General features: G+C 74.0%; 11 protein-coding genes. 4 read left to right on the top strand and 7 right to left on the bottom strand.

The window, feature by feature from the left end:
* Positions 1–88: 88 nt before the first annotated feature.
* Complete coding sequence (locus Q0195_RS05905) at positions 89–2,587, bottom strand: DNA translocase FtsK 4TM domain-containing protein (protein WP_299275840.1); 2,499 nt, start codon at positions 2,585–2,587, stop codon at positions 89–91.
* Here Q0195_RS05905 and Q0195_RS05900 point away from each other — a divergent pair.
* Complete coding sequence (locus Q0195_RS05900) at positions 2,550–2,720, top strand: hypothetical protein (RefSeq protein WP_299275843.1); 171 nt, start codon at positions 2,550–2,552, stop codon at positions 2,718–2,720. The genes Q0195_RS05905 and Q0195_RS05900 overlap by 38 nt on opposite strands.
* A 112-nt stretch (positions 2,721–2,832) precedes the next feature.
* Here the strand turns inward: Q0195_RS05900 and Q0195_RS05895 are convergent, their stop codons facing one another.
* Complete coding sequence (locus Q0195_RS05895) at positions 2,833–3,243, bottom strand: hypothetical protein (protein WP_299275837.1); 411 nt, start codon at positions 3,241–3,243, stop codon at positions 2,833–2,835.
* Positions 3,244–3,327: 84 nt separating this feature from the next.
* Here Q0195_RS05895 and Q0195_RS05890 point away from each other — a divergent pair, with 84 nt between their 5' ends.
* The gene (locus Q0195_RS05890) at positions 3,328–3,903 is read left to right on the top strand and encodes a TetR-like C-terminal domain-containing protein (protein WP_299275834.1); all 576 of its coding nucleotides are present in this window, start codon (positions 3,328–3,330) and stop codon (positions 3,901–3,903) included.
* Here Q0195_RS05890 and Q0195_RS05885 read toward each other — a convergent pair.
* Genes Q0195_RS05885 through dapA form a run of 3 tightly spaced genes read right to left on the bottom strand, consistent with a single transcriptional unit; the run spans position 3,870 to position 7,756 of the window.
* Complete coding sequence (locus Q0195_RS05885) at positions 3,870–5,162, bottom strand: SLC13 family permease (RefSeq protein WP_299275832.1); 1,293 nt, start codon at positions 5,160–5,162, stop codon at positions 3,870–3,872. The two genes, Q0195_RS05890 and Q0195_RS05885, sit on opposite strands and share 34 nt — an antisense overlap.
* Before the next feature lie 12 nt (positions 5,163–5,174).
* The gene (locus Q0195_RS05880) at positions 5,175–6,860 is read right to left on the bottom strand and encodes a ribonuclease J (RefSeq protein WP_299275831.1); all 1,686 of its coding nucleotides are present in this window, start codon (positions 6,858–6,860) and stop codon (positions 5,175–5,177) included.
* A complete protein-coding gene (gene dapA / locus Q0195_RS05875) occupies positions 6,857–7,756 on the bottom strand; it encodes a 4-hydroxy-tetrahydrodipicolinate synthase (RefSeq protein WP_299275828.1) in 900 nt (299 codons plus the stop codon). The genes Q0195_RS05880 and dapA overlap by 4 nt, the downstream gene beginning before the upstream one ends.
* Before the next feature lie 125 nt (positions 7,757–7,881).
* On the opposite strand from dapA, the gene Q0195_RS05870 reads away from it, so the two are divergent.
* Positions 7,882–8,505, top strand: coding sequence for a GNAT family N-acetyltransferase (locus tag Q0195_RS05870; RefSeq protein ID WP_299275827.1), 624 nt, complete (start codon positions 7,882–7,884; stop codon positions 8,503–8,505).
* 18 nt (positions 8,506–8,523) lie between these two features.
* On the opposite strand, the gene Q0195_RS05865 is transcribed toward Q0195_RS05870, so the two are convergent.
* Both Q0195_RS05865 and Q0195_RS05860 read right to left on the bottom strand, forming a co-directional pair.
* Positions 8,524–9,534, bottom strand: a complete 1,011-nt coding sequence (locus Q0195_RS05865; protein WP_299275824.1) for a serine/threonine-protein kinase — start codon at positions 9,532–9,534, stop codon at positions 8,524–8,526.
* A gap of 75 nt (positions 9,535–9,609) precedes the next feature.
* Positions 9,610–10,500, bottom strand: a complete 891-nt coding sequence (locus Q0195_RS05860; protein WP_299275822.1) for a serine/threonine-protein kinase — start codon at positions 10,498–10,500, stop codon at positions 9,610–9,612.
* Between the two features lie 74 nt (positions 10,501–10,574).
* Between Q0195_RS05860 and Q0195_RS05855 the strand changes: the two genes are divergently transcribed.
* Entirely contained in the window at positions 10,575–11,519 is a 945-nt protein-coding gene (locus tag Q0195_RS05855; RefSeq protein WP_299275819.1) for a nucleoside hydrolase, read from the top strand.
* Positions 11,520–11,521 lie beyond the last annotated feature (2 nt).

Below are 11,521 nucleotides of genomic sequence, written 5' to 3'. Positions count from 1 at the left end.
GGTGGGAACTGAGCTGTCGGTGGGAACTCAGCGCTCGGTGGGAAGTGAGCTGTCGGGGGGGAAGTGAGCTGTCGGCGGGGAGGAGGCGTCAGCGACCGGTGAGGTTCCAGGCGTCCTCGTCGGAGACGGTGTCGTCGTCGTAGTAGTCCTCGGCCACGGCGGCGTCCCTGGTAGGCAGCACCGTGGTCTCGTCCACCTCGGCGGCGACGTCGTACGGCACGTCGCCGCTGCTCGCCGGCGGATCCTCGCCGCGCAGCATCGCCAGGGTGGCGGGCAGGTCCTCGGGCTGGACGAGCACCTCGCGGGCCTTGGAGCCCTCCGAGGGGCCGACGATCTCCCGCGACTCGAGCAGGTCCATGAGCCGTCCCGCCTTGGCGAAACCGACACGCAGCTTGCGCTGGAGCATCGACGTCGAGCCGAACTGGGAGGTGATGACGAGCTCGGCGGCCTGGAGCAGGAGGTCGAGGTCGTCGCCGATGTCCTCGTCGACCTGCTTCTTCGCCGCGGGCGCGACGACGTCCTCGCGGTAGGAGGGCTGCAGCTGGGACTTGACGTGCTCGACGACGGCATGGATCTCCGACTCGGTGACCCACGCCCCCTGGACGCGCATCGGCTTGGGCGCCCCCATCGGCAGGAACAGGGCGTCACCCTGGCCGATGAGCTTCTCGGCGCCCGGCTGGTCGAGGACGACGCGGGAGTCGGCGAGCGAGGACGTCGCGAAGGCCAGCCGGGAGGGGACGTTGGCCTTGATGAGCCCGGTGACGACGTCGACGCTGGGCCGCTGCGTGGCGAGCACGAGGTGGATGCCGGCGGCCCGGGCGAGCTGGGTGATGCGCTGGACGGAGGCCTCGACGTCGCGGGGGGCCACCATCATGAGGTCGGCGAGCTCGTCGACGACGACGAGGAGGTAGGGGTAGGTGGTGATCTTTCGCTCGGACCCGGGCAGCGGCCGCACCTTGCCCGACCGCACACCCGCGTTGAAGTCGTCGATGTGCTTGTACCCGTAGGCGGCGAGGTCGTCGTAACGGGCGTCCATCTCCCGCACCACCCAGTCCAGCGCCTCGGCCGCCTTCTTCGGGTTGGTGATGATCGGGGTGATGAGGTGCGGGATGCCCTCGTAGATCGTCAGCTCCACCCGCTTGGGGTCGATGAGCACCATGCGCACCTCCTCCGGGGTGGCGCGCATCATGATCGAGGTGATCATCGAGTTGACGAAGCTCGACTTACCGGCGCCGGTGGCGCCGGCGACGAGGAGGTGAGGCATCTTGGCCAGGTTGGCGACGACGTAGCCGCCCTCGACGTCCTTGCCCACACCGATGACGAGCGGGTGGTCGGTGCGTCGCGCCGCCGAGGAGCGCAGCACGTCCCCCAGGGCCACGGTCTCCCGGTCGGCGTTGGGGATCTCGATCCCGATCGCGGACTTGCCCGGGATCGGGGAGAGGATGCGCACGTCGGCGCTGGCGACGGCATAGGCGATGTTCTTGCTCAGCGCGGTGACCCGCTCGACCTTGGTGCCCGCCCCGAGCTCGACCTCGTAGCGGGTCACCGTCGGACCGCGGGAGAAGCCGGTGACCTTGGCGTTGATGTCGAACTGCTCGAGGACGTTGGACAGGGCCTCGACCACCCGGTCGTTGGCGGCCGAGCGCACCTTGTGCGGGGCGCCCTTGACGAGGAGGTCGTCGGCGGGCAGCTGGTAGACGATGTCGGGGCTGAGCTCGAGCTGCTCCGCGCGGGCGGGCAGCGGCTCCGTGGGCGGGGCGGTGAGCTCCTCCTCGACGACGGCGGTCTCCGGTTCGGGCTGCGGCGCCGGCTTGGGCCGCCGGCCGGTGCGCCCCTTCCCGGCCAGGACGGCGGTCGCCTCGGGGTCGGGCTCGGTCTCCGCGGCGCGGGTGTAGGCCTCGTCGCCGTGGTACTCGCCGGGGCTGACCGGAGCGGTCTTCTTCGTCCGACGGCGCGGCTTGGGCGGGCGGGCGGCGGCGCGGTCGTCCTCCTGCGGGGACGTGTCGGCGGGGGCGCCGCGACGGGTGAGCGCAGCGAGCCTGCGCGGGATGGCCGCCACCGGGGTGGCGGTGACGATGAGGACGGAGAAGAAGGCGAGCAGCGCGAGGACGGGGATGGCGACCCACTCGCTGAGGAGCACGGTCAGCGGGGTGCCGAGCAGCCAGCCCACGAGGCCGCCGGCGTCCTGGACGGCGGCGAAGTCCTCCCGCGGGCTGGGGACGCCGCGGGCGACGTGGATGATGCCGGTGACGGCGACCACCCCGATGGAGATGCCGATCGTCACCCGGCCGTTGTCGGCGCTGCGCTCGGGGTGGCGCATGAGCCGCACCGCGAGGACGACGAGGACGACGGGGAGCAGCACGGCGAGCAGGCCCACGCTCCCGGCGGTGACGGCGTGGATGACCGTGCCCGCCGCCCCGGAGAGGCCGAACCACTCGCGGGCGGCGACGATGATCGCCAGTGCGAGCAGTAGCAGGGCCACCCCGTCCTTGCGCAGCGCGGGGTCGAGCCCGCGGGCACCACTTCCCATCCGACGCAGGGTCCCTCCGATGACGTGGGCGATCCCCAACCACAGCCCGCGCACCATCCGGACCGGCCACGGGGCACGCGGCTTGCTCGGGGCGCGACTCGACCGTCCACCGGCTCGGGTGGCCGCGCTCCTGCTCGGCCTGCTCGACCGGGCGGACCGTGCGGGGGAAGTCGTACGGGTCGCCATGTGAGTCCTCCAAGCGGTGCGTCGCCGACGCACCAGCGAGACCACTGAACCACATAGGACCCCGCCGCCGCCCGGCGGACACGCAGGTGCGCGTGATTGTGGCGCGCCTCCCGGGCTCAGGCGGCCAGCAGCCCGACCCCCAGGGTGACCAGGCCGCCGATGAGGAACACGGCCCCGACCGGGAGCAGGAGGACGAACCGGTTGGGCTGCTCGCGGCCGCGGCCCATGGCGGAGAAGAAGAACCCGGCCGGCATGAGGATGGCCGCGACGAGCGCGCCGGTGCGGGCGAGCCACTGCCACGGACCGGTGAGGGACGTCGCCTCGGTGAGCAGGAGGCAGACGAGCCCGAGGATGATGAACACCCCCGCGTGCGCGTGTCCGGCGCGGAAGAAGGACCTCTGGAACGGGGTGGCCGGCACGCGGGCGGTCACCACCCTGGTCATGAAGTAGCCGCCACTGGTGACCGTGGTCGCCGCGAGCACGGCGATCCCGGCGGTCGACAGGGCGGGCTGGGACAGCTCGAGCACGGCGAACCCCCTCGGAAGGCTTTCCTAACACTGTTATCTAACAGTGTTAGACTCGCGTGTGTCAACGCCTTAGACTCCCCTTCCATGGCCCGACCGAGACCACACGACGCCGCCCTGCGCGCCACCCTCGTCGAGCTCGCCTCCGCGGCCGTCTCGGAGGGCGGCAGCCAGGGGCTGTCGCTGCGCCGGCTGGCCGCCGCCGCCGGCACGACGACCGCGGCGGTCTACACCCTCTTCGGTGGCCGCGACGGCCTGGTCCGCGCCGTCGTCGACGAGGGCTTCCGGCGTTTCGCCGACCGGCTGGCGGCGGTGCCCCGCACCGACGACCCCGCGGCGGACCTCTTCGCGCTCGGCCTCGCCTACCGGGAGAACGCACTGGCCAACCCGCACTTCTACCGGGTGATGTTCGGCGGCGCCGCCGGGACGGACGAGCCGGCCGGCGACGTCCCCACCGTCGTCCGCCCGACCTTCGGCGTGCTGCGCGACGCCGTCGCCCGCCTCCCCCGGACCGAGCGTCCGGAAGGCGCCACCGAGCTGGCGCTGCGGCTGTGGTCGCTGGCGCACGGGCTGGTGAGCCTCGAGCTCGCGGGCCTGCTCCCGGGCACGCCGGAGGAGCGGGAGACGCGTTACCGCTCCGCGCTGCTCGCGTCGCGGCGCTGAGCCCGGCGCGGTGGCACGAACACGCGAGCACCAGCTCGATGAGGAGCCGCACGCCGAACGCCGTGGGCGACGTCGGCCGCTCCGGTGGTGACGAACGCGGTGGACAGCGGGATCATCCCGGCGACGAGGACGACGGTGGACCAGCCGATGTTCCGGAACGCCTGGACGGGCGTGAGCGCCCCGGACAGGACCAGTGCGCATGCCGCGAGGAGGCCGGCGACCGCGGGCGGGACCGCACCGGTGGCGAGCAGGAGCACCATGCCGAGGAGAACGACGACGGTACGGCCGGCACCGCGGCCGAGCGGGACGCCCCGGCGCAGCTCCGCCGGCGGCGTGACGACGAGCACGTCCGGGCCCGCGGTGTGCCGCTCGAGATGCTCCCAGCTCCCGCTCAGCAGGAGGGTGTCCCCCGGCTGGAGGCGCGAGTCCGGGCCGGTGAGGTCCGCACCCCCGCGCTGGACGGCGACGACGACGAGGTCGCCGCTCGGGGTGGCCATGCCGGGGAAGACGTGGAGCCCGGCCAGGGCCGACCGGGGGGCCACCACGACCTCGGCGATCCCCTGTTCCGGGCCGGCGAGCTGCTCGTCCGCCGGCAGGGCGTACTGGTCGCGCAGCGCACCGGTGACGGCGGTGAGGTCGTGCGGCAGCTCGCTCGGGACCCGCTCCGGCAGCAGGAACCGGCCCAGGAGGACGAGGAGGAGGATCGTCCCGGCGAGGAGCGGGACGCCGACCAGCCCGAACTCGAAGAAGCCGAACCCCCGCCCACCCGCGTCTGCGGCGGCCTCGCTGACGATGATGTTCACCGGTGTCCCGGTGAGCAGGAGCATCGAGCCGGCGTGTGCGGCGAAGGCGAGGGGCAGCAGCAGGTGGGAGACCCGGATCCCGGTCCGGGTCGCGATGACGACGACCATCGGGATGAGGGCGGCCACCGCACCGTTGACGGTGATGACCGCGGTGACGGCGGCGACGAGGAGGCAGACGGCGACGAGGACGGCGGTGCGGGTCGTCCCGGCGCGGCGGACCACCTGGCTGCCGGCCCAGGCGGTCACGCCGGTGGCCTCGAGTGCCTCGCTGACCACGAACAGCGAGGCGATGAACAGCACGGTGGGATCGCCGAACCCGGCCAGGGCCTGGTCCAGGTCGAGCACACCGCTCGCCCACAGGGCGAGCGAGACCCCGACCGCGACGACGGCCAGCGGGACACGCCCGGAGACGAAGGCGAGGACGGCCGCGACGAGGATGCTCAGCGTCCCGGCCATCGCCCCGGTGCCCTACGCCTCGACGACGACCGGGATGATCATCGGCCGCCGCCTGAGCCGGCTGGACGCCCACCGGCCCACCACCCGGCGCATGACCTGCTGCAGCTGGTGCGTGTCGGCGGTGCCGCCGCGGGCGGCGTTGGTCAGCTCCTCGGCGACCTTGGGCAGGATGGCGTCGAAGACCGACTCGTCCTCGGCCATGCCGCGCGCCTGGATGTGGGGGCCGGCGACGACCGCGCCGGTGGCGGAGTCGACGGCGGCGAAGATGGAGATGAAGCCCTCCTCGCCGAGGATGCGCCGGTCCTTGAGCTCGGCCTCGGTGATCTCTCCGACACTCGAGCCGTCGACGTAGACGTAGCGGCTCGGCACCGCACCGACGATGCGCGCCTTGCCGTCGACGAGGTCGACGACGACGCCGTCCTCGGCGAGCACGACCCGCTCGGCAGGTACCCCGGTCTGCACCGCGAGGGCGCCGTTGGCGACGAGGTGACGGATCTCGCCGTGGACCGGCATGACGTTGCGGGGCTGGACGATGTTGTAGACGTACAGCAGCTCGCCCGCGCTCGCGTGGCCGGAGACGTGCACCCGGGCGTTGCCCTGGTGGACCACCTTGGCGCCGAGGCGGGTGAGCCCGTTGATGACCCGGTAGACGGAGTTCTCGTTCCCGGGGATGAGGGAGGAGGCGAAGATCACCGTGTCGCCGGGGCCGACGGAGATGCGGTGGTCGCGGTTGGCGATCCGGCTCAGCGCCGCCATCGGCTCGCCCTGGGAGCCGGTGGCCATGAGGACGAGCTCGTCGTCGCGCAGGTCGTCGACCTGCTTGATGTCGATGACGGTGTCCTCGGGGATGGTGAGGTAGCCCAGTTCGGCGGCGATGCGCATGTTGCGCACCATGGAGCGTCCGACGAAGGCCACCTTGCGGCGGTGGGCGTAGGCGGCGTCGAGCACCTGCTGGACGCGGTGGACGTGCGAGGCGAAGGACGCGACGACGATCTTCTTCTCGGCCGCGGCGAAGACGGAGTCGAGCACCGGCCCGATCTCCGCCTCGGCGACGGTGAACCCGGGCACCTCGGCGTTGGTGGAGTCGACCATGAACAGGTCGACCCCCTCCTCCCCCAGGCGGGCGAAGGCCCGCAGGTCGGTGATCCGGCCGTCGAGCGGCAGCTGGTCCATCTTGAAGTCGCCGGTGTGGAGGATGGTCCCGCCACCGGTGCGCACCATGACGGCGAGCGCGTCCGGGATGGAGTGGTTGACGGCGACGAACTCGCACTCGAAGGGGCCGAACCGTTCGACCTGCCCCTCCTTGACGGCGAAGGTGTAGGGGGTGATCCGGTGCTCGCGCAGCTTGGCCTCGACGAAGGCCAGGGTGAGCTGGGAGCCCACGAGGGGGATGTCCTCGCGCAGCCGCAGCAGGTACGGCACCGCACCGATGTGGTCCTCGTGCCCGTGGGTGAGGATGATCGCCTCGACGTCCTGCATCCGGTCGGCGATGTAGTCGAAGTCCGGGAGGATGAGGTCGACGCCGGGCTGGTCGTCCTCGGGGAAGAGCACCCCGCAGTCGATGACGAGCAGGCGCCCCTCGTACTCGATGACCGCCATGTTGCGGCCGACCTCACCCAGGCCGCCGAGGGCGACGACCCGCATCCCGCCCTCGGGCAGGGGTCCGGGCGGTGCGAGGTCGGGATGGGCGTGGCTCACAGAAGTCCTTCCTGGCGCAGCACCGTCTCCAGCGCTGCGATCTCGTGCTCCGCCGCCCGGACCAGCGGCAGCCGCACCGCCGGGCTCGGCAGCCGGCCCTGCAGGTGCAGCGCCTCCTTGACCATGACGGCGCCTTGACCGCCTCCCATGATCGCATTGACGAGGGCGCGCGTCCGGTTGGCGACGGCCCGGGCCGCGACGAGGTCGCCGTCGTCCACCTCGGCGACCATCTCGGCGTAGGCGCCGGCGGCGAGGTGCCCGACCACGCTGACGACGCCGGAGGCGCCGTGGGCGAGCCAGGCGAAGTTCAGGCCGTCGTCCCCGGAGTAGAACTCCAGCCCGGTGCGTGCCATCCGCTCGAAGCCCTGCTGGACGTCACCGGTCGCGTCCTTCACGGCAAGGATGCGCGGGTGCTCCGCGAGCCGGGCGAGGATGTCGTCGCCGATGCCGACGCCGGTGCGGCCCGGGATGTCGTACAGCATGACGGGCAGGTCGGTGGAGTCGGCGATGGTGCGGATGTGGGTGTACACACCCTCCTGCGAGGGCCGGTTGTAGTAGGGCGTGACGACGAGCAGCCCGTGCGCACCCGTACGCTCGGCGCTCTTGGCGATCCGCACGGCGTGCGCGGTGTCGTTCGACCCGGCGCCGGCGATGACCATCGCCCGCTCCCCCACCGCCTCGACGACGCCGCGCACGAGGGCGTCCTTCTCGGGCTGGTGGGTGGTGGAGGACTCCCCGGTGGTGCCGTTGACGACGAGGCTGTCGCAGCCGGCGTCGACGAGCTCGACGGCCAGCTGCTGCGCGGTGGCGACGTCGACGGTCCCGTCGGGGTGGAACGGGGTCACCATCGCGACGGACACCGACCCGAAGGTGCGTGGGGGCACGGCAGCGTTCATGGGGAAGACGGTACCGCCAGCCGTCGACGACGATCGCCGGTGTCCGCGGAGCGACCGCCCTGCCCCGGATGCGGCCGGGGGGCGCCGGCGGGCCGTCACCTCGCGCGGTTGGGTAGCCTGCCGGGGTGAGCAAGGACAGCGGACGGCACGACCCGGACGACGTGCTCGGCGCCCTGGCGACCGGTGGGCAGGACCCGCACGCGGGGCACGACCACGGCCCGACGGCCGACCTGTCGGTCCGTCCCTCGATCCCGGAGGACGCACCGCTCATCGCCGGCCTCCAGCTCGAGGCGTGGCGGGCCCGCGGGCTGGTCACCGCGGAGCAGCTCGCCCACGTCGACACCGACGCGGTCTCCGCCCAGTGGCACGCGGCGATCACCACCCCGCCCACGCCGCGGCACCGGGTGCTCACGGCCCTGGCGGGCCGGGAGGTCGTCGGGTTCCTCGCCTTCGCCCCGGCCCAGCACACCCAGCTGCCCGACTCCGCCGGGACCGCGCCGGTCGAGGTGCTCGCCCTGGAGGTGGCCGCCGCGCACACCCGGCAGGGACACGGCTCGCGTCTGCTGGCCGCGTGCGCCGACCTCGTCCGCGACGTCGGGGGCACCGCGCTGGTCGTGTGGGCGGACCAGGAGGACGAGGCACGCACCCGCTTCCTCGCGTCCGCCGGCTTCGCCCCCGCCGGTCCGCGGCGGGCGCTGGACACCGAGACCGTCGAGCTCGTCGAGAGCTGCTGGTTCGCCCAGGTCTGAGCGCGTCCCCGGCGGCCGTCAGCGCACGAGGTGCCCGTCGCGCGCACGGTGTCGCCCGGGCTCGGGCTGCCGCGCGGCACGGCGCACTGCGGGACGGGTGGGGGCAGCACCGCCCGTGGTCGCGCGCGGCGGCAGCCGGTGGTCCGGCCCGCAGTGCCGTGCCGTGGTGAGCAGGGTGAGCGCCGGCATCGTCGCCTGGGGGTCGACCCGGACGGGCGGCACGGTGGCCCGCGGGGTGACGCCGGCGAGCGCCGGGTGGCCCTGGAGCTCGCGCAGCGCGTCGCGGACCGCCGCGGCGCTGCCGCGGTGGGCCGGGTCCTTGCGCAGCAGCCGGCCGACGAGCTCCTCGAGCCGCTCGGGGACGCCGTCGAGCAGGTCGCGCAGCCGCGGCGGCTCGGCGCGCACCTGCCAGCGGAGCACCTCGGTGGGCGAGTCCGACCAGAAGGGCGGTCGTCCGGCGAGGGCGGAGACGAGGAGGCAGCCCAGGGAGTAGAGGTCGGTGGCGGGGGTGAGGGGCCGGCAGGTCACCTGCTCCGGGGCCATGTAGGGGGCGGTGCCGACGGTCTCCCGGTGCGGCCCGTCGTGGGTGGTGGCGGCGGCGCCGAAGTCGACGAGGACGACGTCGTCGTCGGTGAGGACGACGTTGGCGGGTTTGACGTCGCCGTGGACGACGCCGCTGCGGTGGGTGGCGTGGAGGATGTCCGCCAGGCCGGCGGCGACCTGCACCGCGACGGGCGCGGGCAGCGGTCCGTCCCGCAGCACCGCCGACAGGTCGCGTCCCGGCAGCAGCTCCATGACGTAGAAGACGGTCTGCCCGTCCTCCCCGGTGTCGAGCACGTCGACCACGCCGGGGTGGTCCACCCGGGCGATGAGGGCGGCCTCGCGGCGCAGGCGCTCGGCGGCGGTGTGGTCGGACGTCTTGACGGCCACCTCGCGGCCCGTCATCAGGTCCCGGGCGGCCCAGACCCTGCCCAGGCCGCCGCGGCCGATGACACGGCGCAGCTGGTAACGGTCGGCGAGGGTATGCACGGCGACGATTCTTGCCCGTTTCGTCCGTTCCGGAATGGGACCAGGGTCCCGCCCGGAACGTGATCTCGGTGACAGTCAGGCGGCGCGGGGCGCGGTGTCGAGCAGTGCGATGTGCGGCTGCGTGGCTGCCGGGTCGAGCCGGGTCGGGGGCGGGAGCGCCACCGGGGCGGCCCCCGCGAGCGCCGGGTCGTGCTCGACCGCCCGCAGCGCCTCCCGGGCGTCGGCTGCGCTGCCCCGTCGGGCGGGGTCCTTGGCCAGCATCCGCGCCACCGCCTCGTCCAGCGGTGCGGGGGTGCCGCGGAGGAGGTCGCGCAGCCGCGGTGGCTCGGCCCGCACGTGGCGGTGGAGGACGCCGGTGGTCGTGGGTGCCGTGAACGGGGGGCGGCCGGCGAGGCTCGCGGTGACCAGGCAGCCCAGGGCGTAGACGTCGGCGCCGGGGCCCAGCCGCTGCGCGGTGACCTGCTCGGGTGCCATGTACGGCGCGGTGCCGACGGTGGTGCGCCCGGCCGCGGCGCGGGTCCGGCACGCGGCACCGAAGTCCACGAGCACGGCCTCCTCCTCCGCGAGCACGACGTTCGCGGGTGAGACATCGCCGTGGACGACCCCGACCGCGTGCGCGGCGGCCAGCGCGTCGGCGACCTCGGCGGCGAGCCGGACGGCGTCCGGGGCGGGCACCGGGCCGCGGCGCAGGACCTGGCCGAGGTCCGGCCCCCGGAGCAGGTCGAGGACGAGGAAGGTGGTGCCGGCGTCCTCCCCCGCGTCCCGCACGCCGACCACGCCGGGGTGGGTGACCGCGGCGGTGAGCTCGGCCTCCCGCCGCAGCCGGGCCGCCGCGCCCGGCTGCGGCCCGGCGATCTTGACGGCGACGTCCCGCTGCTCGGCGTGGTCGCGGGCCGCCCACACGGCCCCCATGCCGCCACGCCCGATGACGCGGCGCAGCTCGTAGCGTCCGGCCAGAGAGGTCACGCCCGCCATTGTGGTGCGGGGCAGCCTCCGGCGCCTCCGGAGCCGGGGCCGGCGGCGCGTGCCAGACTCGGGTCATGGCCGAGAAGATCCTCCTCGACTGCGACCCGGGCCACGACGACGCGCTGGCGATCCTGCTCGCGGCCGGTGACGTCCGCAGCGAGCTGCTGGCGATCACGACGGTGGCGGGCAACCAGACGATCGAGAAGGTCACCCGCAACGCCCGCGCGGTGTGCACGGTGGCCGGGGTGGCCGTCCCGGTCGCCCGCGGAGCGGCGGCGCCGCTCGTGCGCGAGGCGATCATCGCCCCCGACTACCACGGGGAGAGCGGCCTGGACGGACCGGTGCTCCCGGAGCCGGCGGTGCCGCTGGACCCACGCCGCGCCGCCCAGCTCATCGTCGACACGGTCATGGCCCACGAGCCCGGGACCGTCACCCTGGTCCCGACCGGTCCGCTGACCAACATCGCGGTCGCGCTGGCGCTCGAGCCGCGGCTGGCGGAACGCGTCAAGGGGGTCTCGCTCATGGGCGGCTCCTACACCCGTGGCAACCGCACCCCGGCGGCGGAGTTCAACATCCTCGCCGACCCGGAGGCCGCCGCCGCGGTCTTCGCAGCGCCCTGGCCGGTGACCATGGTCGGCCTCGACCTCACCCACCAGGCGCTGGCCGACGAGTCCTTCCGCAGCCGGGTCCGGGCACTGGGGACGCCGCTGGCCGGGTTCGTCGAGGACCTGCTGGAGTTCTTCACCGCCGCCTACGCCCGCCGCGGCTTCCCGGCACCCGCCGTGCACGACCTGTGCGCGGTGGCCGCGGTGCTCGACCCGGACGTCATGACCTACCGGGACGCGTTCGTCACCGTCGAGACCGAGGGCCGGTGGACCACCGGGATGACGGTCACCGACTTCGACGGGCTGCTCGGGCGGCCGGTGAACACCCGGGTGGCGGTGTCGCTGGACCGGGAGCGGCTGTGGGACATGGCGGTGGCCGCCATCGACCGTCTCGGGCGCTCGGACGCGGGCTGACC

It is taken from the genome of uncultured Georgenia sp., from assembly GCF_937958535.1.
In the GTDB taxonomy this organism is placed as follows: Bacteria; Actinomycetota; Actinomycetes; order Actinomycetales; family Actinomycetaceae; genus Oceanitalea.
Note: the sequence above shows the minus strand (reverse complement) of the source record. Positions and strands in the feature narration are given on the sequence as shown.